Origin of the sequence: Lentzea sp. NPDC003310 (assembly GCF_040610935.1) — a bacterium.
Classification (GTDB): Bacteria; Actinomycetota; Actinomycetes; order Mycobacteriales; family Pseudonocardiaceae; genus Lentzea.
This window is the reverse complement of the sequence record NZ_JBEXNC010000005.1, coordinates 500,294-519,340: the sequence shown is the minus strand read 5'-3', so window position 1 is coordinate 519,340 and position 19,047 is coordinate 500,294. Positions and strand designations below refer to the sequence as shown.

Genomic DNA, 19,047 nt, shown 5'->3' with positions numbered 1-19,047 from the left:
TCAGGCCGGCTACCCGTCGTCGCCTTGGTAGGCCATTACCCCACCAACAAGCTGATAGGCCGCGGGTCCATCCCATACCGCCGGAACTTTCCACCACCGAGCATGCGCTCAGTGGTCGTATCCGGTATTAGACCTCGTTTCCAAGGCTTATCCCAGAGTACAGGGCAGGTTACCCACGTGTTACTCACCCGTTCGCCGCTCGTGTACCCCGAAGGGCCTTACCGCTCGACTTGCATGTGTTAAGCACGCCGCCAGCGTTCGTCCTGAGCCAGGATCAAACTCTCCAATAAGGATTGTGTTTGATCGCTCCAGACGGAATATGTCTGGCAATCTGGTATTACTCTCAAAGGAATACCCCGACGAGGGGTATTCATATTACTGGCTGTGTTTCGGCACGCTGTTGAGTTCTCAAAGAACACGCGCTCACCGGATCCTCACTCCGTTTCCGGAGAGTTTCACTCGGGGCTGGTGTTTCTGAAGCTTATTTGGTGTTGGTCGCCGGTGTCAAATCGGCCTCTGAGAGGCTCTTTGTCTTCCGGCTTTTTCGTCAGGCCCGTTCCGGCTTGTTTTCCGGCCCGTGTCGCTCTGACTTGGAGAACATTACACGGGGCACTTTCGATCTCCAAATCGGGGGGTCACCTACGGCGCCGAACCGCCGCTGACCTGCGCGTTCGTCACCGAGAAGACCGGATGGCGGTCCGCCTCCGCCTCGAACGCCGAGACCGGGTCGCCGACCTTCGCGTCGAAGAAAGGCCTCGTCACGGGCTCTTTTCGCACATAGGCCGCCAGCACGGGTGCCGCGACGGGCGCGGAAACCTCCGTCAAAACGACTTGACGTGACCTACGTCCCCTTCGGAGCACTGCCGTGCCGGCGGCCCGTGCGTTGCGCACCCAGTCGCGGACCCCGTACGGCGCGACGAGCCACTCCTGGCCGTCGTGGTTCATCAGGCGGATGGGAATCGTTCGCTCCGTGCCGCTGCGGCGGCCGCGGATCGTGAGCAGCACGTAGTACGACGGCCCGATGCCCAGGGAGGCAGCGCGACTGATGACGACGTTGCCGATGCGACGCACGAGGTGCTGTCGGTAGGTCTTGGCCACGAGGTCAATCATGGACCTCGTGACGTACGACGTGATGGTCATTGGCGGAGGTCCGGCCGGACGGGCGCTCGCACGCGCCTGTGCGGGGGAAGGCCTGCACACGGCGATCGTCGATCGTCATCCACATCGGCCCCCTACGGCGACGTACGGCGCGTGGGCCGACGAGCTCCCGGAGGGCACGCCCACCAGAGCGGTGAGCACGACTGTTCGCGCGTACGCGCGCGAGGAGCACCTGATCGACCGCACCTACGTCGTTCTGGACAACGCCAAGCTCCACGAACTGCCGGACAGCGTCGAGGTGCTCCGACGGCCGGAAGCAGCGCGCTACACGTTCAACGCCACTGGGGCGCGCAAGGGCAGTGCGGAACAAACGGCCGTAGGAACGGTCATCGAGTCGGACAGCACGGAAACGACGTTGATGGACTGGCGTGGCAGCGGTGACACGTTCCTCTACACGGTCCCTCTAGGGGGCAACCGAGTTCTTGTGGAAGAGACGTGTTTGGTGCGCAGGCCTGGCATGCCACTGCAGGAGCTCCGTGAGCGCTTGCACGCGCGGATGGCGCCAGGCGAAGAAGAGGAACGCGTGCGCTTCCCAATGGACGCTCCTAGGGCGAAGAACGCGTTCGGCGCGGCGGCCGGCTTCATCCACCCCGCGACTGGCTACAGCGTCGCGACCTCGCTCCAGCTCGCTCCCCGCGTGGCCCAGGCGATCGCGAGCAACGAGGACCCCAAGCGCGTCATCTGGTCGCGTAAGGCGCAGGCCGTGCACGCAATGCGCGCGTACGGTCTGAAGGTCCTCCTCCGCCTCACCCCCGACGAGACGAAGGACTTCTTCGAGCTGTTCTTCCGGCTCGACCCGGAACTGCAGCGTGCTTACCTGTCCGGCCGCGAGGACGTCCGCGGCATGACGGCCGCCATGATGGCCTTGTTCCGAACCGTGCCGAGCCACCTCAGGTGGAAACTCGTCCGCTGAAACCCCAGCGTGAAGGCCGTGTCACGGTGCGCAGCCCCGGCGTGGCGATTCGGAGCCGTGCTCGTGAACAGCTGGTGAACCCCCTTGGTGCCGCTCGTTCGCACCGGCACGATCGAGGGCGTGCCCGCATTGCTGGATGACGTCAGGTTCGCCTTCCAGCCGCTGTTCAACCTCAACACCGGGGGCGTCGTCGCGATCGAGGCTCTGGCCCGGCCGCACGACGGCAGCGTGCAGGATCTGCTCCAGGCCGCCTTCCGGGCGGGCCTGCTGGCCAACGCCGACGTCGGACTCGCCTGCCGCGCCATCCGGTCCGCGGGCGACTTCGACCTGATGCTGCCGCTGCACGTGAACCTGCTGGCGATCACGGTGGCGGACAAACCCGAGGTCATGAGCCCTCTGTACGGCGCTCTCCGGGACGCGGGGCGGTCGCCGGACAGCGTGGTCATCGAGATCGGCGAACCGTACTCGCGGGCCAACCGCGGCCGGCTCGCCCGCGGCCTGCAGACGTTGCGCAACAACGGTTTCCGCCTCGCGCTCGACTGCGTGGGCGAGGGCGACGTGCCGCTCGGCCTGCTGACCAGCTCGTCGCCGGACTACATCAAGCTCGACCGCGAGATCGTCCGCTCGCTGCCCGACGACGCCGCGCGGGGTGCGCTGGTGAAGTCGCTGGTGCACCTCGGCGAGTACACGGGCGGCCAGGTCGTGGCCGAGGGTGTGGAGACCGAGGCGGAGCTGACGTACCTGCGCAAGCTCGGGGTGGGGTACGCCCAGGGGAAGTACCTGGCGCCGCCGCAGCGCAGGCCCGCCGTGAACGCCCGCATCGCGCCCGAGGCGGTGACGGAGACCGGGGAGATCCGCCGGGCCAGCACGGGTCCGCGGATCACGGCGTTCCTGCACCCGGCGACGACGTTGCCCGAGCACGCCACCAGTGAAGAGGTGCGTGAGGTGCTCGCGTCGCAGCCGTCGGTCACGGGTGTCGTGCTCGTCGACGACGAGGGACGCCCGAAGTGGTCCGTGGACCGCAACAGGTTCCTTCTCGCCGTGACGGGTCCGTACGGCCATGCGTTGCATGCCAAGCGAGAGGCCGCACGGCTCGCGGACAAGCCTCACATCATCGGTACCGAATCGTCGGCGCTCGACCTGCTGGACGTGGTGGCGGGTGCGAACCGTGAGCGCACCAACGACGACCTCATCGTCGTGGACCACAACGAGCGGTGCATGGGTGTTGTGCGCGTGGCGGACGTTGTGCGAGGTGTCGCGGAGCTGAAGGTGGAGCAGGCGGCCGCGCTGAGCCCTCTCACCCGCCTGCCGGGTAGCGACGTGATCTCCGACGAGGTGGACCGGCGCATCGACCAGGGCGAGATCTTCGCGATCTCGTGGCTCGACGTCGACGGCTTCAAGCTGGTCAACGACACGGTCGGGTTCGCGGCGGGCGACGACCTGATCCGCGCGATCGGGCACGACCTGGCGGATCTCGCGCAGGTGTTCCCCGGTGTGCAGGTCGGGCACGTCGGCGGTGACGACTTCCTGCTCCTCGTGGGCCTCGACGAGACGGTGCCGCTGTGTGCTCGTCTGCTCGACAAGCCGTACACGGCAGAGGGACGACACGTCACCCTCTCTCTTGCGACCCTTATCTGTGCTCCGGGATCAGTCGGGTCGTATCGAGAGGTGTCGCGGTTGCTGGCACCAGTGAAGGAGCACGCGAAGTCGCTCTCCGGTTCCAGCTGGGTCATGGGACGGCCGGGCACCGAACGACGCGACGTGCTGCGTGGTGTCGCGCAACGCGCGGTGAGTTGACAAGTACAACCAAACGCCTCCTGTGCGGCGCGCTGATCACTCATAGCATCGAGGGTGCTACTCAGTGCACAGGAGGTTCGCGTGCAGGTCGGCAGCAGAACTCAATCGGTACCCGCGCAACGCAGAAGCATTGACGGCCTCCTGACCGTTGGCGTGGAAGAAGAATTCGTTCTGGTGGAAGCCGCCACGGGGCATTTGGCCAACCGTGCCAACGAAGTGCTGGCGGGCGCGGACCGGTACGAGGTCGATCTGCAACCGGAAATCGCGCAATACCAGGTGGAATCGGCGAGCGGCGTGTGCACGGACATGACCGTGTTGCGCGAACAGCTCGCCACGGCGCGGAGGGCTCTCGTCGAACGGGCGGCGCGGCACGACGCGCGGCTCGCGGCGACCGGGACGCCGGTGCTGGGGCTCACGATGCCGACGCCGCTGACGAACTCCCCGCGCTACCACCGGATGGCGCAGGAGATGGGCGCGCTCACCAACGACCTCGCGATCTGCGGCTGCCACGTGCACATCGGGCTGCCCGACGACGAGGCGAAGATCTTCGTGAGCAACCACCTGCGGCCATGGCTGCCGACGTTGCTCGCGCTGGGCGCGAACTCGCCGTACTGGCTCGACGGGGACACGGGGTACGCGAGCTGGCGGTACGTCGTCTGGAACCGTTGGCCCACTTCGGGTGCGCCGCCGCACTTCGAGTCGGCGGCGGAGTACTACGCGGCACGGGAGGAGATCGTCGCGAGCGGCGCGGCGATCGACGCGGGGATGCTCTACTGGGACGTCCGGCTCTCGGCCCGCCACCCCACGCTGGAGCTGCGGGTCTCCGACGTGGCGCCGACGGTCGAGGAGGCAGTGCTGATGGCCGCGCTGGTGCGCGGGATCGCCGCCACCGCGCTGACGTCCGGCACGCCGCCGGTGAAGCTGCCGGCGCACCTGCTGAAGGTGGCGATGTGGCGGTCGGCGCGCGACGGCCTGGAGGGCTTCGGCATCGACCCGGTGACGGGCGCGCCCACGCCGGCGTCGTCGATCGTCGCGTCGCTGCTGCGGTGGATCCGGCCGGCGCTGGAGTTCGCGGGCGACTACGAGATGGTGTCCACGGCGATCGACCGCTTGCTGCTCGACGGCACGGGCGCGGTGCGGCAGCGGCGGGCGTTCGCGCGGCGCGGCAGGCTGGACGACGTGGTGGGTTTCCTGGTGGCACAGACTTCTCCCGTGTGACCTCACTCGATCGGGTACAACTCGTCGCGGCTTGGGGTGCCTCCAAGCCGCGATCCGGTAGGTAGTCCCCGTGGCCACCCCCATCTGGGCCCCGGGAGTGAACGGCCCGGAACTCCCCAACACCGCACGGGTCAGGGACTACTGGCTCGGCGGCACGCACCACACCGAGGCCGACCAGCGGCTCGCGGCGCACCTCGTGTCCGCGGCGCCGCACCTGCCGTACCTGTGCCGCACGCACCGCGCGTTCCTCGGCAGGGTGGTCAGGAGGCTGACCGCCCTGGGCGTGCGGCAGTTCCTCGACCTCGGGTCCGGCCTGCCCACCGCCGGCAACGTGCACCTCGTCGCGCCGGACGCGAGCGTGGTGTACGTGGACGTCGACCCGGCGGTGGCGCAGCAGGGCCGGGAGATCGTCGCGGACGACCCGCGCGTCTCCTACCTGTGCGCGGACCTCTGCGATCCCGGTGCGGTGCTGGAGTCGGAGGAGGTCCGCACGACGCTGGACCTCACGCGGCCGGTCGCGTTGCTGGTGCTGGACGTGCTGCACTTCGTCCCCGACGAGGCCGAGCCGCACGAGGTCCTCGCCCGGTACGCGGACGCGCTGGCGCCCGGCAGCCACCTCGGGCTCTCGCACACGTGCCGCGACCCGTTCATGCTGGCCGCTGTCGGGCTTTTCGGGGCCATGTACGGGAACCAGCCGCTGCCGTCGTTCTCGTTCCGGTACCCGGAGCAGGTCGTGCGGTTCTTCGACGGCTTGGAGGTCCTCCATCCCGGTGTGGTGCCGATCCCGTTGTGGGAGCCGGATCCCGGCGAGGTGCGGGACCGCAACCCGGAGAACTTCCAGGGCTGCGGCGGTCTCGCGCGCAAGAACTAGGCGAGCAGCGGGATCGCGGCCAGCACGATCGTCGACGCGACCGCCAGCGACATCCCGTAGCGCAGCTGCTGCCGTGCCGACGGCAGGTCGCGCGCGAGCAGGAACGCCGAGCACGCGCCCACGCCGACAGCCGCCCACCACGGCCCGAACCGGAACCACAGCCCGCCGCCGACCAGCAGCAGTCCGCCGACGGTCAGCTGCGTGGTCGCGTTCACGGCGTGACGGGTGCCGTACAGCACGGCCGGGGTGCGCGAGCCGGCGCGCGCGTCGCCGGCCCGGTCCGGGACCGCCCACCAGAGCGCACGGCCCGTCGCGAGCGCGGCGACGCCGGAGAACACCAGCCACACCGCCGGTTCGGCCCGTCCCCCGGCGGCCGAGTAGGCCGTGATGCTCGGCAGCAGTCCGGCGGCGGTCGCGAGCGCCACCGGACCGGCGTACCCGCGCCGCTTCAGCCTGACCGGTTCGAGGTTGTAGGCCAGGTACAGCACCAGGATCAGCGCGACGCCGGCCGCCACCCGCCACGACACGGCGACGGCCAGCGCGAGGGCGAAGACCATTTCGAAGACGGCCAGGGCGAGGACTCTGCGGGTGCCGATCTCCCGCACCGCCTGCGCCAGATGGCGTTTCTCGGTGGTGTGGACGTCGTTGCGGACGTCGGCGTACGCGTTGAGCGGGTTGCCGGAGATGATCGCGACGAAGTTCGCGAGCACGGCGATCACCACGGCGAGGTCGAACCTCGTGGCGTAGCAGGCACCCCAGGAGGCGGCGCACGCGTAGTGCGCGCCGAAGGGGTGTTCCAGGCGGTGGAGGTGGATCAGCGCCGGCACGTGGCCACCACCGTGAGGCTTGGCGGCGGCACCATCGCGGCGCCCCGCGACCGGGGCGGGCCGATCGGCGAGGTGACCTCGACGCGCCTGTGCCGCAGCAGGGTCGCGACGATCAGCCGGATCTCCAGCAGCGCCAGGTCCCGGCCGGGGCAGAGCCGCACTCCCCCGCCGAACGGGAGGAACGCGCCGGGCGGCGGGGGCGGGCGGCCGGGGTCGAACACGTGCGGGTTCTCGTAGGTCGCGGCCCGGCGGTGCGCGAGGTAGATGCTCGGGGTGATCACCATGCCGGCGGCGCTCATCCGGTTGCCGGCGAGCGTCGCGGGCGGGGACAGCCGCAGCGACTCCGCGATCACCGCGTCCAGCAGGTCCGGTCGCTCGGCCAGGCCGGGGGTGCGGCTGGTCCAGTGCAGCGTCCACGCGGTGGCGCTCGCCGTGGTCTCGTGGCCGGCGAACAGCAGCGAGACGACCTGGTCGCGCAGGTCGTCGGCGGGCAGGAACGCCGCCAGGGCGGGAGGTTCGGCGGTGCGCGCCCGGTGCAGCAGCAGCGCGTCGAGCCGCGGGTCGGACCTCGTGGCGCCGGGCGTCAGGCAGCGGTGCGCGAGGGTGCGGACGCGGCTGCCGAGGCGGCGGTCGAGCCAGCGGGAGAACGCGGTCAGCAGCACGTCGTCGTCCACGCCGAACACGACCCTGCCGATGATCCGCAGGGTGAGCCCCCTGGTCCACGACGACAGGCTCACCGGGGTCTCCGGCAGGTCGCCGACCGCGCGCTCGACGATCTCCTCGACCACCGCCCGGTGGCGGGCCGGGCGCAGCAACGGCGCGAGCGTGCGCCGGTACGCGGCGTGCTCGCGGCCGTCGAGCCAGAGCACGGACCTGGTGCCCAGCAACGGGCTCAGCGTGCGGCTCGGCGGGTGCCGCAGCGCGCGGTCGGTGCGGAACAACGCGGTCACGACGTCCGGGTGCCAGGCGAGCCAGCGCCGGTCGCGCACCCGGACCAGGCCGTCCTCGACGTCCTCCACCGAGTCGAGGAACGGGATCAGGCGCAGCGTGAGCTTCAGCTCGGTGCGGTTCACCGGCGCACCGCGCAGGCGAGGTGGAGCGCGGCCCGGCCTTCCGCGCGCACGATTCTCGTTGGGGTGTAAAGGTCCTTGTCGTGCCACAGCGGCGGGTGAGCGCGATCTCCCCAGTGCCGCAAGAACATCGCACCGCGGTGGACGGCCCGGCTGACGTCGCGGGTCGCGTGGGACAGGACGCGGAGTGCGTAGGCGGTCTCCTCGTAGGTGCCCTCCCACCTGCCCCACGAGCCGTCGTCGCGTTGCGTGCCGAGCACCCAGTCGACGGCTTTGTCGTTGCCGCGCAGGGCATTGGTGGCGCACGCGGTGGCGTAGTACGGCGAGGCGTGCCACTTGTCGGTCCAGTTGCCCGCCGGTTCCTGCATGTCCCGCACCCACTCCTCCAGTTCCCGGTCGGGGCCGACGGCCTGCAGCGCGTGGGCGTTCGTGCTCGTCGACGGCGTGCGCTCGCCCGGGAAGCAGGCGAAGTGGCGGGCTTCCCGGTAGCGGTCGAGGACGCGCACGGGGCCGGGGCGGTCGCACAGCGCGAGGGCGTGCAGCGCGGTGGCCGTGTCGTCGGCGTCGGCCGGGAGTCCCGGACCGCCCGCGGCGCCGTCGACCGAGAACGCCGCCCGGATCCCGTCGGTCGCGGTGTCCGGTACGTCGAGGCCCGCGGACCTCAGGGCGACGACGATCCACGACCGTTCGAACAGCGGGACCGGGACGCCCGCGGGCACCGGACCGCCGTGCCGTTCTTGGACGGCCTCCAAGTAGTCGAGGCCAGGACCCGGCACCGGTCCCCCGAGCTGCACGGCGGTCGCGGCCGGACTGGCGGCGACGACACCGTCGACCGCCCGGACCTCGGGACGCGGGCCGAAGACCTCCAGGGTGTGCCAGAGCTTGGCCGGCAGCGGGCGGCGGCGCAGCGCGTGCAGCGGACGGGGGTCGAACGGTGTGCGCAGGCCGAGCCGCTCGGCCAGGGCGGGCACGATGAGCTCGACGGCGACCGTGTCGGGCAACGCCACCGGGCGGCCGAGCAGACCGCGCAGGGCGGCGAGGCCCCGGCGCGCGGCCGAGTGCGGACCCAGGGCGTCGACCGCGCTCAACGTCGGGACCAGCGCGTACTCACCCGGTCCGCCCCACGTGCCGTCGGCGTGCTGGCTGTCGAGGAGGAACCGGACCCGCGCCGCGTGCCCCCGCAGCCACGGCGCGAGAGCGACCAGCCGGGCCGTCTCGTACACGGACGGTGAAACGCCACCCCAGGGATCGTCGCTCAGCTGCGCCCACAGCCCCATGTGCGGCCCCCGGAGATAGCGACTGCGTAACCCTAGGCCCACGCAGAGTAGCACCGACTGCGCCGTTCGGCGCAGCACCCTGCGGGGTGGTCGTGACAGGCGGATGCTCGGGGAAACAGCCCGGAAGGAGCAGATTGTGACGACAGCGCGCGACATCATGCACCCCGGCGTGCAGTGCGTGGACGAGGACGCGAGCCTCGTCGAGGCAGCCCGGATGATGCGGGACCTCGACGTCGGCTCCCTGCCGATCTGCGGCAAGGACGACCGGCTGCACGGCATCATCACCGACCGCGACATCGTGATCAGGGCCGTGGCCGAGGGCCTCGACCTCGCGACGACCCGGGCCGGCGAGTTCGGCTGCCACGTGCACTGGGTCGACGCGGAGGACCCGGTGGAGCACGTGCTCGAGACCATGGGCGAGCACCAGATCCGGCGGCTGCCGGTGATCGAGGACCACCGGCTCGTCGGGATGGTGTCCGAGGCGGACCTCGCGCGGCACCTGCCGGAGGACAAGCTGGCGGAGTTCGTCGAACGGGTCTACGCCTAGAGCCTGCGAACGCCGTGCTCCAGGTAGTGGGTCTCGCCTGATTCCCGCGCGCGCAACGCTTCCGCGACCCTGCGGGCGAGTCTCGGGATCAGGCGGTCCCCCGCTTCGAGCGGCGGGACGAACGCGTACGACCGCAGTTCCTCGGCCTGCAGCCGGATCTCGTCCGCCGCGGTGAGCAGGCCGCCCTCGAACACGAACAGCACGCGGTCCTCGCCGTCGCGCGGAGCCCAGTCGGCCACGAGCAGCCGGCCGGGTTCCCTGACCAGGCCGAGCTCTTCCTCGACCTCGCGGCGGCACGCCTCGCTCGGAGTCTCGCCGTGTTCGACCGCGCCGCCCGGGATCTCCCAGTGCGGCTTGTAGGTGGGCTCGACGAGCAGGAGGCGTCCCGCCTCGTCGAAGAAGAGGGCGCCCGCCGCGGACAGTGCTCTGCTGCTGCGATCCACGGGCTCAGAACAGGGTCGCGGGCTCGAGCGGTTCCGGCTCGGGCAGCGGATCGAGGCCGGACACCAGCGCGCGCACGTCGTCGTGGAAGCGGCGGCACAAGGCGGGCGCGTCGTCGTTGTTGGGCGTGTGCACGAAGAACGTCGGCGACAGACCCTCACGCAGCCAGTTCGCGACCACCTCGGTCCACGGCCGCCAGCCCTCGATCGTCTCCTCGTCGGAGTCGCGGCCCAGGTAGCGGACGGACGGCCGGTCGGTGAGCGCGCGGGTGCGGCGCGGCATCCTCGGCTTCCTGGCCCACGCCTCCGCTTCGCCCTCGCTGGTCGGCGGGCTCTGGAACAGGACCTCGGTGTCGAACGGCATCCACTCGGCGCGCACGTCGTCGAGCGTCGTCTCGAGCAGCGACTCCGCCCGCGCGTCGGTGAAGAAGTCGAGGTGGCGCACCTCCGCCACGCGCCGGAGACCGGCGGGCAGCCTGCGCAGGAACCGGCCGAGGGCGTCGACGTCGTGCGGGCCGAACGACGCGGGCAGCTGCGTCCACAGCACGGCCCGCTCGCCGAGGGGCTCGATGGCGTCCAGGAAGGCGCGCATCTCGACCTCGACGCCGGCGAACCGGCGCTCGTGCGTGACGGTCTTCGGCACCTTCACCATGAACCGGAAGTCCGGGTCGGTCTGCTGCGCCCACGTCTCCACGGTGCTGCGGGCCGGGGTCGCGTAGAAGGTGGTGTTGCCCTCGACCGCGTTGCACCAGCCCGCGTACGCCCGCAGGCGTTCCTTCGGCGGCGAGGGCTGCGGCAGGAACCGTCCAGGCCACGCCTTGTGGTTCCACATCGCGCAGCCGACGTGAAGACGCGCCACTCCACCTGCTCCCGTCGGTCGAGAGGCCAGTCTATGGTCGTCCGGCCAGGGTTCGAACCTGGGACCCTCTGCTTGTAAGGCAGACGCTCTCCCGCTGAGCTACCGGACGTTCAGTCGCCCCGCCAGGACTTGAACCTGGGACCTACCGCGTATCAGACGGACGCTCTCACCGGGCTGAGCTACGGGGCGTTGGTGGAAGACGAGGGTGTCGAACCCTCCAGGGCGATCTTGCAAGGATCACCTGCGCGCCGGCGCGTCCCCCGTTGTGTTCGGTTGTGCAGTGCCGCGGGCAGGATTCGAACCTGCACTGGACGCGTTCTGAGCGCGTTGCCTCTTCCGTTGGGCTACCGGGGCGTGCGGATCCGGGGAGTCGAACCCCGACTGTCATGGCCCTCAACCATGTGCCTCTGCCTGTTGGGCTAGATCCACGTCATTGCGAGCGGTCGGAGGGCATCGAACCCTCTGCTTCGGTTTGGAAGACCGACGTGTCCGCCGAGTTCACCACGACCGCATTGTTTTTCGAGCAGCACCGATGGAAGGAGTCGAACCCTCGGGCAACGGGTTTGGAATCCGTTCCGCTTCCGAAGCTCATCGGCATGGACCAGGCCAAAAAGAAAACCGCCCACGTTGCGCGTGGGCGGCTCCGAGGTCATGACCTGGGGATCAGGTCATGGCGTGGAGCCCCACGCCACCGCCAGCAGACCGCTGGCGACGAGGGCGAGAATTCGCCATCCCGCGAGCTGTGCCTTGGCGAGCATGTCTTCCTCCGGTTGATCTTCGGTGTTCGTGATGGGATCAAGTTATGCGAGCGGCGCGAGGGGGCGCAACGCATTTAATCGAGTTCACCGGCATGTTCCAGATGGTGGATTCGTGTTTCGATGGCGGACATGCGGGGTAAAGGGTCGCGTCATCCGGAACTGACGGCGCTGCTGGCCGGTCGCACACCGGCCGCCACCGTGGACGTGTCGTGGCAGGGCGGCGCGATGCCGTTGCGGGTGCACGCCCACACCGTCCCGGCCGAGCTGCCCGACGTGCTGGTCACGTCGGTGCGGTGCGTCGTGCGGGTGGGCGGGCTGGTGGTCCTCTGCGAGAACGCCGACGGGTGGCACCCGTTGCCCGGTGGCAGGCGAGAGCCCGGTGAGTCCCATGTGGACACCGCGGTCCGCGAGGTGCGTGAGGAGACCGGGTGGTTGCTGGACCGCGCGAGTCTGCGCCCTCTCGGGTGGCTGCACCTCGAGCACCTCGCGCCGCGTCCCGCGGGCTACCCGTACCCCTACCCGGACTTCCTGCAGGTCGTGTTCCACGGCACCGCGAGCGGGCGCGACGGCGGACCGGACTGGGTCGACACCGACGGGTACGAGCAGCGGTCCCGGCTGGTCGGCCTGGCCGAGGCACGTGCCACCACCTCGAACGGTCTGCTGGCGCCGGCGTTCCTGGACCTGCTCTGAAAACGGCGACGGCGCGCACCCCGGAGGATGCGCGCCGTCGCGACGAGAAAGCCGATCAGACGGTGAAGCCGAGCGCCCGCAGCTGCTCGCGGCCGTCGTCGGTGATCTTCTCCGGGCCCCACGGCGGCATCCACACCCAGTTGATGCGGAAGTCCGACACGAGACCGCCACCCGTGCCCCCGGTGAGGGCGGCGCGGGTCTGGTCCTCGATGACGTCGGTCAGCGGGCAGGCCGCGGACGTGAGCGTCATGTCGATGGTGGCGACGTTCTTCTCGTCGACGTGGATGTCGTAGACGAGGCCGAGGTCGACCACGTTGATGCCCAGCTCGGGGTCCACGACGTCGCGCATCGCTTCTTCCACGTCGTCGAGCGCGGCGACGTCAGCCTTGGGCTCGAAGACCGGCATGCCCTCGGCTCCCCGGACCACTTCTTCGGTGCTCATGCTGCTCCCTGGCTTCGTGCTACTGCGTCTTTGAAGGCCATCCAGCCCAGCAGCGCGCACTTCACGCGCGCCGGGTACTTCGAGACGCCGGCGAAGGCGATGCCGTCCTCGAGGACGTCCTCGTCGGGCTCGATCTGGCCGCGGCTCTGCATCAGCTCGACGAACGCGTCCATCTTCTCGAACGCCTCACCCACGGGCTTCCCCACGACGAGGTCGGTCAACACCGACGTCGACGCCTGGCTGATCGAGCAGCCCTGGCCGTCGTAGGAGACGTCGGAGACGATCTCGCCGTCGAGCTTGACCCGCAGCGTCACCTCGTCGCCGCAGGTCGGGTTGACCTGGAACGACTCCGCGTCGTACGGGTCGCGCAGGCCTCGGCCGTGCGGGTTCTTGTAGTGGTCCAGGATGATCTCCTGGTACATCTGCTGGAGCTGCATCTCAGGCCACCCCGAAGAACTTCTGCGCCTCGCGGACGCCGTCGACCAGTGCGTCGACCTCGTCCAGCGTGTTGTACAGGTAGAACGTCGCGCGCACCGACGACTGGGCGTTCAGGCAGCGGTGCAGCGGCCACGCGCAGTGGTGGCCGACGCGCACGGCGATGCCCAGGCTGTCGAGCACCTGGCCGGCGTCGTGCGGGTGGACGCCCTCGATCTCGAACGGCACGGCGCCGCCGCGGTTCACCGCGTCGGACGGGCCGATCAGGCGGACACCCTTCACCGCTGAAAGACCTTCGAGCGCCGCCACGGTCAGCAGGTGCTCGTGGGCGTGCACGCGCTCCATGCCCACGACGCTGAGGTAGTCCACCGCGGCACCCAGGCCGACGGCCTGGGACGTCATCGGCGAACCGGCCTCGAAGCGCTGCGGCGGCGGGGCGAACGTCGAGCCCTCCATCTTCACCAGCTCGATCATCGAGCCGCCGGTGATGAAGGGGGGCAACGCCTCCAGCAGCTCACGCCGTCCGTAGAGGACACCGATGCCGGACGGGCCGAGCATCTTGTGGCCGGAGAACGACGCGAAGTCGACGCCCAGCGCGTGGAAGTCGACCGGGCCGTGCGGAACGGACTGGCACGCGTCCAGCACCGTCAGCGCGCCGACCTTCCGCGCCGCAGCGACGAGCACGTCGACCGGGTTGATCACGCCGGTCACGTTGGACTGGTGCGTGAACGCGACGACGCGCGTCCGGGACGTGATCACGCTGTCCACATCGGACAGGTCGAGCCTGCCGTCCGCGGTCAGCTTGAACCACTTCAAGGTCGCGCCGGTCCGAGAAGCGAGCTGCTGCCACGGAACGAGGTTCGCGTGGTGCTCCATCTCGGTCACGACGATCTCGTCACCGGGGTTCACGACGAACCGCGCGGCCTCGGGACCCGAGGTCGCGGCGTTGCCCATCGCGTACGCCACGAGGTTGAAGCCCTCGGTGGCGTTCTTGGTGAACACCAGCTCGCCGAAGTCGGCGCCGACGAAGTCCGCGATGCGCTGACGCGCACCCTCGTACGCGTCGGTCGCCTCTTCCGCCAGCTGGTGCGCGCCGCGGTGGACAGCGGCGTTGTGCTGCTGCAGGAACGCCTTCTCGGCGTCCAGAACCTGCGTCGGGCGTTGTGAGGTGGCGCCGGAGTCCAGGTAGACCAGGCGCTTCCCGTCACGAACGGTGCGAGACAGGATCGGGAAGTCCGCCCTCAGGGCGGTGACGTCCAGTGGTGCTGCGGTGGTGGTCACAGCGCCTCCTCTCAACACTGCCAACGTCAGGAAAGGGCTGCTGCTTCCGACTTTCCGGTGTACTTCACGTAACCCTCGGACTCGAGCTGGTCGGCGAGCTCGCGGCCGCCCGACTCGACGATCCGGCCGTTCGCGAAGACGTGCACGAAGTCGGGCTGGATGTACTTGAGGATGCGGGTGTAGTGCGTGATCAGCATGACGCCGACCTCACCGTTCTCCTTGTACCGGTTGACGCCCTCGGACACGACGCGCAGCGCGTCGACGTCCAGGCCGGAGTCGGTCTCGTCGAGGATCGCGACCTTCGGCTTGAGCAGGCCCAGCTGCAGGATCTCGTGGCGCTTCTTCTCACCGCCGGAGAAGCCCTCGTTCACCGAGCGCTCGGCGAACGCCGGGTCGATGTCGAGGTCGGCCATCGCGCCCTTGACCTCCTTCACCCAGTGGCGGAGGTTCGGGGCCTCGCCGCGGACGGCGGTGGCGGCGGTGCGCAGGAAGTTCGACATCGAGACGCCGGGGACCTCGACCGGGTACTGCATGGCGAGGAAGAGGCCCGCGCGGGCGCGCTCGTCGACGGACATCTCGAGGACGTCCTCACCGTCGAGCGTGACGGTGCCCGAGGTGATCGTGTACTTCGGGTGGCCCGCGATCGCGTAGGACAGCGTGGACTTGCCGGAGCCGTTGGGGCCCATGATGGCGTGCGTCTCGCCGGCCTTGATCGTCAGGTCGACGCCCTTGAGGATCTCCTTGGGAGCGTCCTCGCTGACGACCGAGACGTGCAGGTCCTTGATCTCAAGGGTGGCCATGACTTGCCGTTCTCCTGGTGGTGTAGCTAGAAGTCAGTTCGTGGTGACGGTGACGTCGACGAAGACGTCGCCGTCACGGATGTCGACGGCGTAGACGTCGACCGGTTCGCTGGCGGGCGGCGACGAGGGCTTGCCGGTCTCGAGGTCGAAGCACGACCCGTGCAACCAGCACTCGATCCCCTTGCGGGAGACCTCGCCCTCGCTCAGCGACACCGCGGCGTGCGAGCACAGATCCGCGAGTGCGTGCACCCGCTCGCCGTCGCGCACCAGGACGATGTCGACATCGTCCACGGTGGCGGCCAACGGCTTGCGGTTGTCCAACGAGGACAGTGCACACACCTTGATCACGCGCCGACCGCCTCGAGCTCTGCCTCGATGGCGGCCTCGAGGCGCTCGCGCACCTCGGGGACGGCGATCTTCGCGATCAGCTCCTGGAAGAAGCCGCGCACGACGAGACGCCGCGCCTGCTCCTCCGGGATGCCGCGCGCCTGCAGGTAGAACAGCTGCTCGTCGTCGAACCGGCCGGTGGCGCTGGCGTGGCCCGCGCCCTCGATCTCGCCGGTCTCGATCTCCAGGTTCGGCACCGAGTCGGCACGCGCGCCGTCGGTGAGCACCAGGTTGCGGTTGAGCTCGAAGGTCTCGGTGCCCTCGGCCGCCACGCGGATCAGCACGTCGCCGATCCACACGGTGTGCGCGCCCTCGCCCTGCAGCGCGCCCTTGTAGACCACGTTGCTGCGGCAGTTGGGCTGCGAGTGGTCGATGAACGGGCGGTGCTCCTGGTGCTGGCCCGCGTCGGCGAAGTACAGGCCGGCCAGGTCGGCGTCGCCGCCCTTGCCCGCGTACTGCACGACCGGCGTGATGCGGACGACGTCGCCGCCCAGCGTCACCACGGTGTGCTTGATCGACGCGTCGCGCCCGAGCTTCACGTGGTGCTGCGAGACGTGCACCGCGTCGTCGGCCCAGTCGTGGATCGCGATCACCTGGAGGTGCGCGCCGTCCGCGACGACGAACTCGACGTTCTCGGCGTACGCGCCGGAACCCCGGTAGTCGACGACGACGGTGCCCTCGGCGAACTGCGCGGCCTTGACCAGCAGGTGGCCGTAGGCGACGGAGCCCTCGCCGGCGCCGGTGATCGTCACCGTGGTGGGCTCGGACTTCGCGTCGCCGGGCAGCGTCACGACCGTGGCCTGCTCGAAGGACGTGTACGCCTGGGCCGCGATGCGGTCACCGGGGACACCGGCCTTGCCGAGGCGGTCGTCGTCACGACCGACCGTCTCGACGGTGACACCGGCGGCGGCGTTCACCTCGACGGCGACGGAACCCGTCGCCGCAGCGCCGGAGTGCAGACCGGCCAGACGCTTGAGAGGCGTGAAGCGCCAGATCTCCTCACGGCCGCCCGGGACCTCGAACGCGTCCACGTCGTAGGACGTGAAGTGCTCTGCGCGCGAGGCGACGGGAACGACAGCTCCGTGGGAGTGAGGTTGAGTCGACAGGGCGGCCATGTCAGCCGACGGCCCCTTCCATCTGCAGTTCGATCAGGCGGTTCAGCTCGAGGGCGTACTCCATGGGGAGCTCGCGCGCGATGGGCTCGACGAACCCGCGCACGATCATGGCCATGGCCTCGTCCTCGTTGAGGCCGCGCGACATCAGGTAGAACAGCTGGTCCTCGGAGACCTTCGAGACCGTGGCCTCGTGGCCCATCGCGACGTCGTCCTCGCGGACGTCGACGTACGGGTAGGTGTCCGAGCGGCTGATGGTGTCGACCAGCAGCGCGTCGCACTTCACCGTGGACTTCGAGTGGTGCGCCCGCTTGTTCACCTGGACCAGGCCGCGGTACGACGTGCGGCCACCGCCACGCGCCACCGACTTCGACACGATCGTCGAGGAGGTGTGCGGGGCCATGTGGACCATCTTGGCGCCGGCGTCCTGGTGCTGGCCCTCGCCTGCGAACGCGATCGAGAGGACCTCGCCCTTGGCGTGCTCGCCCATGAGGAACACGGCCGGGTACTTCATGGTCACCTTGGAGCCGATGTTGCCGTCGACCCACTCCATGGTCGCGCCCTCTTCGGCCTTGGCGCGCTTGGTGACCAGGTTGTAGACGTTGTTCGACCAGTTCTGGATCGTCGTGTAGCGGCAGCGGCCGCCCTTCTTCACGATGATCTCGACGACGGCCGAGTGCAGCGAGTCCGAGGAGTAGATCGGCGCCGTGCAGCCCTCGACGTAGTGCACGTAGGCACCCTCGTCGACGATGATCAGCGTGCGCTCGAACTGGCCCATGTTCTCGGTGTTGATCCGGAAGTAGGCCTGCAGCGGGATGTCGACGTGGACACCCTTCGGCACGTAGATGAACGAGCCACCGGACCACGTGGCGGAGTTCAGCGCGGAGAACTTGTTGTCACCGGCCGGGATGACCGAGCCGAAGTACTCCTTGAAGAGCTCCGGGTAGTCCCGCAGGCCCGAGTCGGTGTCGACGAAGATGACACCCTGCTGCTCCAGGTCCTCGCGGATCTGGTGGTAGACGACCTCGGACTCGTACTGGGCGGCGACGCCCGCGACGAGGCGCTGCTTCTCCGCCTCCGGGATGCCCAGGCGGTCGTAGGTGTTCTTGATGTCCTCGGGCAGGTCCTCCCACGAGGTGGCCTGCTTCTCCGTGGACCGCACGAAGTACTTGATCGAGTCGAAGTCGATCCCAGAGAGGTCAGCGCCCCAGTTCGGCATCGGCTTGAGGTCGAAGAGCTTCAGCGCCTTCAACCGGTACTCGAGCATCCACTCGGGCTCGCTCTTCTTCGCCGAGATGTCGCGGACGACATCCTCGCTGAGGCCTCGGCGGGCGCTCGCGCCGGCAGTGTCCGAGTCGGCCCAGCCGAACTCGTAGTTGCCGAGAGACGCGATGGTCTCTTCCTGCGTGAGCGGAGACTGCACCGTGGTGGGCGTGCGCTGCTCGGCAGCGGCAGTCATGCGGGCTCCCCTCCATCATCTGGGATCCGTGAAATGTTCGGGATGTGCGTCGTGCACACGGCGTGGCCGCGGGCGATCGTCGCGAGGCGCTGCACGTGGGTACCGAGGAGGTTCGCGAACGTCTCCGTCTCGGTCTCGCACAGCTGGGGGAACTCGGCGGCAACGTGGGCGACCGGGCAGTGGTGCTGGCACAACTGCTCACCCACCCCGACGTTTCGCGCCGATGAAGCGTAGCCCTCCCTGGTCAGCGCGGCGGCGAGGGCCTTGGCCCGTTCGGCGGGCGTGACCTGGGCCACGATCGACGAACGATGCCGGTCCACGAGCGCGTCGACCCGACTTTGCGCGAAGGCGCGCACTGCCTCTTCCCCACCCGTCTGGGCGAGGAACCTGATCGCGGCGACCGCGAGGTCGTCGTAGGCGTGGCCGAACCGGGCGCGTCCGGCGTCTGTCAGGAGGAACAGCTTCGCGGGACGGCCACGACCACGTTGGGTCTGCCGGGGCGCGTCCCTGGTGATCGCCTCGCCGTCCGCGAGCAGCGCGTCGATGTGCCGGCGCACCGCTGTCGGGCTGATGCCCAGTTCCTCGGCAACTGCTGCCGCGGTGACCGGGCCCTGCTCCAGGAGGAGCCTGGCGACAGCACGCCGAGTCTTGCCGTCGTGCTGCGGCACGGCGTCAAGGTGGGTCTCGGCGTTTTTCACAACACCAG

20 protein-coding genes, 5 tRNA genes and 1 rRNA gene are annotated in these 19,047 nt (G+C 69.5%); 6 read left to right on the top strand and 20 right to left on the bottom strand.

The annotated features are described in order from the left end of the window. Positions 1-290: ribosomal RNA gene (locus ABZX02_RS12555) — 16S ribosomal RNA — on the bottom strand; the annotation flags it as partial. Positions 291-639: 349 nt separating this feature from the next. Continuing rightward, positions 640-1,098, bottom strand: coding sequence for a nitroreductase/quinone reductase family protein (locus ABZX02_RS12550; protein ID WP_355297583.1), 459 nt, complete (start codon positions 1,096-1,098; stop codon positions 640-642). 10 nt (positions 1,099-1,108) lie between these two features. Between ABZX02_RS12550 and ABZX02_RS12545 the strand changes: the two genes are divergently transcribed. From ABZX02_RS12545 to ABZX02_RS12530, 4 genes are all read left to right on the top strand, one after another. Next, positions 1,109-2,071 carry a lycopene cyclase family protein gene (locus tag ABZX02_RS12545; protein ID WP_355297581.1) on the top strand — a complete coding sequence of 321 codons (963 nt, stop codon included), beginning with the start codon at positions 1,109-1,111 and terminating at the stop codon, positions 2,069-2,071. A gap of 87 nt (positions 2,072-2,158) precedes the next feature. Further along, positions 2,159-3,868 carry a GGDEF domain-containing protein gene (locus ABZX02_RS12540; RefSeq protein WP_355297579.1) on the top strand — a complete coding sequence of 570 codons (1,710 nt, stop codon included), beginning with the start codon at positions 2,159-2,161 and terminating at the stop codon, positions 3,866-3,868. A gap of 81 nt (positions 3,869-3,949) precedes the next feature. Continuing rightward, the gene (locus ABZX02_RS12535; protein ID WP_355297577.1) at positions 3,950-5,086 is read left to right on the top strand and encodes a glutamate--cysteine ligase; all 1,137 of its coding nucleotides are present in this window, start codon (positions 3,950-3,952) and stop codon (positions 5,084-5,086) included. 70 nt (positions 5,087-5,156) lie between these two features. Continuing rightward, positions 5,157-5,957 (top strand): SAM-dependent methyltransferase, encoded by an 801-nt coding sequence (locus ABZX02_RS12530; RefSeq protein ID WP_355297575.1) that lies wholly within the window; start codon positions 5,157-5,159, stop codon positions 5,955-5,957. On the opposite strand, the gene ABZX02_RS12525 is transcribed toward ABZX02_RS12530, so the two are convergent. Genes ABZX02_RS12525 through ABZX02_RS12515 form a run of 3 tightly spaced genes read right to left on the bottom strand, consistent with a single transcriptional unit; the run spans position 5,954 to position 9,077 of the window. Beyond that, on the bottom strand, positions 5,954-6,784 hold the full coding sequence (locus ABZX02_RS12525; protein ID WP_355297573.1) for a UbiA family prenyltransferase: 831 nt from the start codon (positions 6,782-6,784) through the stop codon (positions 5,954-5,956). The two genes, ABZX02_RS12530 and ABZX02_RS12525, sit on opposite strands and share 4 nt — an antisense overlap. Then, the gene (locus ABZX02_RS12520) at positions 6,772-7,857 is read right to left on the bottom strand and encodes a cytochrome P450 (protein WP_355297571.1); all 1,086 of its coding nucleotides are present in this window, start codon (positions 7,855-7,857) and stop codon (positions 6,772-6,774) included. Before ABZX02_RS12520 ends, ABZX02_RS12525 begins: the two co-directional genes overlap by 13 nt. After that, positions 7,854-9,077, bottom strand: coding sequence for a prenyltransferase/squalene oxidase repeat-containing protein (locus ABZX02_RS12515; protein ID WP_355297570.1), 1,224 nt, complete (start codon positions 9,075-9,077; stop codon positions 7,854-7,856). The genes ABZX02_RS12520 and ABZX02_RS12515 overlap by 4 nt, the downstream gene beginning before the upstream one ends. Before the next feature lie 190 nt (positions 9,078-9,267). Here ABZX02_RS12515 and ABZX02_RS12510 point away from each other — a divergent pair, with 190 nt between their 5' ends. After that, entirely contained in the window at positions 9,268-9,678 is a 411-nt protein-coding gene (locus ABZX02_RS12510) for a CBS domain-containing protein (RefSeq protein ID WP_355297568.1), read from the top strand. Here ABZX02_RS12510 and ABZX02_RS12505 read toward each other — a convergent pair. The 7 genes from ABZX02_RS12505 to ABZX02_RS12475 form a co-directional block, all read right to left on the bottom strand. After that, positions 9,675-10,121, bottom strand: a complete 447-nt coding sequence (locus ABZX02_RS12505; protein WP_355297566.1) for an NUDIX hydrolase — start codon at positions 10,119-10,121, stop codon at positions 9,675-9,677. The two genes, ABZX02_RS12510 and ABZX02_RS12505, sit on opposite strands and share 4 nt — an antisense overlap. Before the next feature lie 4 nt (positions 10,122-10,125). After that, on the bottom strand, positions 10,126-10,950 hold the full coding sequence (locus tag ABZX02_RS12500; protein WP_355297607.1) for a DUF72 domain-containing protein: 825 nt from the start codon (positions 10,948-10,950) through the stop codon (positions 10,126-10,128). Positions 10,951-11,011: 61 nt separating this feature from the next. Next, positions 11,012-11,086: transfer RNA gene (locus ABZX02_RS12495), tRNA-Val, on the bottom strand. A gap of 5 nt (positions 11,087-11,091) precedes the next feature. After that, positions 11,092-11,166, bottom strand: a tRNA-Ile gene (locus tag ABZX02_RS12490). Positions 11,167-11,258: 92 nt separating this feature from the next. Then, positions 11,259-11,331, bottom strand: a tRNA-Leu gene (locus ABZX02_RS12485). Between the two features lies 1 nt (position 11,332). Continuing rightward, positions 11,333-11,406, bottom strand: a tRNA-Leu gene (locus ABZX02_RS12480). Positions 11,407-11,415: 9 nt separating this feature from the next. Next, positions 11,416-11,488 (bottom strand) — tRNA-Gly (locus ABZX02_RS12475). A gap of 376 nt (positions 11,489-11,864) precedes the next feature. On the opposite strand from ABZX02_RS12475, the gene ABZX02_RS12470 reads away from it, so the two are divergent. Further along, entirely contained in the window at positions 11,865-12,425 is a 561-nt protein-coding gene (locus ABZX02_RS12470) for an NUDIX domain-containing protein (protein ID WP_355297564.1), read from the top strand. Between the two features lie 55 nt (positions 12,426-12,480). Here the strand turns inward: ABZX02_RS12470 and ABZX02_RS12465 are convergent, their stop codons facing one another. From ABZX02_RS12465 to ABZX02_RS12430, 8 genes are read right to left on the bottom strand one after another with little or no spacing between them, the layout of a single operon-like run. Next, positions 12,481-12,867 (bottom strand): metal-sulfur cluster assembly factor, encoded by a 387-nt coding sequence (locus ABZX02_RS12465; RefSeq protein WP_355297562.1) that lies wholly within the window; start codon positions 12,865-12,867, stop codon positions 12,481-12,483. Further along, a complete protein-coding gene (sufU, locus tag ABZX02_RS12460) occupies positions 12,864-13,304 on the bottom strand; it encodes a Fe-S cluster assembly sulfur transfer protein SufU (RefSeq protein WP_355297560.1) in 441 nt (146 codons plus the stop codon). The genes ABZX02_RS12465 and sufU overlap by 4 nt, the downstream gene beginning before the upstream one ends. A gap of 1 nt (position 13,305) precedes the next feature. Next, positions 13,306-14,583 (bottom strand): cysteine desulfurase, encoded by a 1,278-nt coding sequence (locus ABZX02_RS12455; RefSeq protein ID WP_355297558.1) that lies wholly within the window; start codon positions 14,581-14,583, stop codon positions 13,306-13,308. Positions 14,584-14,609: 26 nt separating this feature from the next. Beyond that, complete coding sequence (sufC, locus tag ABZX02_RS12450) at positions 14,610-15,383, bottom strand: Fe-S cluster assembly ATPase SufC (RefSeq protein ID WP_355297556.1); 774 nt, start codon at positions 15,381-15,383, stop codon at positions 14,610-14,612. A gap of 33 nt (positions 15,384-15,416) precedes the next feature. Next, positions 15,417-15,731, bottom strand: coding sequence for a non-heme iron oxygenase ferredoxin subunit (locus ABZX02_RS12445; RefSeq protein ID WP_355297555.1), 315 nt, complete (start codon positions 15,729-15,731; stop codon positions 15,417-15,419). Beyond that, positions 15,728-16,885: a Fe-S cluster assembly protein SufD gene (sufD, locus tag ABZX02_RS12440; RefSeq protein ID WP_355297553.1), complete on the bottom strand. Its 1,158-nt coding sequence runs from the start codon at positions 16,883-16,885 to the stop codon at positions 15,728-15,730. Before sufD ends, ABZX02_RS12445 begins: the two co-directional genes overlap by 4 nt. Before the next feature lies 1 nt (position 16,886). Further along, the gene (gene sufB, locus ABZX02_RS12435) at positions 16,887-18,341 is read right to left on the bottom strand and encodes a Fe-S cluster assembly protein SufB (RefSeq protein ID WP_355297551.1); all 1,455 of its coding nucleotides are present in this window, start codon (positions 18,339-18,341) and stop codon (positions 16,887-16,889) included. Then, positions 18,338-19,039, bottom strand: a complete 702-nt coding sequence (locus ABZX02_RS12430; protein WP_355297550.1) for a metalloregulator ArsR/SmtB family transcription factor — start codon at positions 19,037-19,039, stop codon at positions 18,338-18,340. Before ABZX02_RS12430 ends, sufB begins: the two co-directional genes overlap by 4 nt. Positions 19,040-19,047 lie beyond the last annotated feature (8 nt).

Bases quoted from the DNA above. Each gene is read 5' to 3' on its own strand.
- sufU (WP_355297560.1), bottom strand. From the start codon at position 13,304: ATGCAGCTCCAGCAGATGTACCAGGAGATCATCCTGGACCACTACAAG.
- sufD (WP_355297553.1), bottom strand. From the start codon at position 16,885: ATGGCCGCCCTGTCGACTCAACCTCACTCCCACGGAGCTGTCGTTCCC.
- ABZX02_RS12545 (WP_355297581.1), top strand. From the start codon at position 1,109: ATGGACCTCGTGACGTACGACGTGATGGTCATTGGCGGAGGTCCGGCC.
- sufB (WP_355297551.1), bottom strand. From the start codon at position 18,341: ATGACTGCCGCTGCCGAGCAGCGCACGCCCACCACGGTGCAGTCTCCG.
- ABZX02_RS12500 (WP_355297607.1), bottom strand. From the start codon at position 10,950: ATGTGGAACCACAAGGCGTGGCCTGGACGGTTCCTGCCGCAGCCCTCG.
- ABZX02_RS12465 (WP_355297562.1), bottom strand. From the start codon at position 12,867: ATGAGCACCGAAGAAGTGGTCCGGGGAGCCGAGGGCATGCCGGTCTTC.
- sufC (WP_355297556.1), bottom strand. From the start codon at position 15,383: ATGGCCACCCTTGAGATCAAGGACCTGCACGTCTCGGTCGTCAGCGAG.
- ABZX02_RS12470 (WP_355297564.1), top strand. From the start codon at position 11,865: ATGCGGGGTAAAGGGTCGCGTCATCCGGAACTGACGGCGCTGCTGGCC.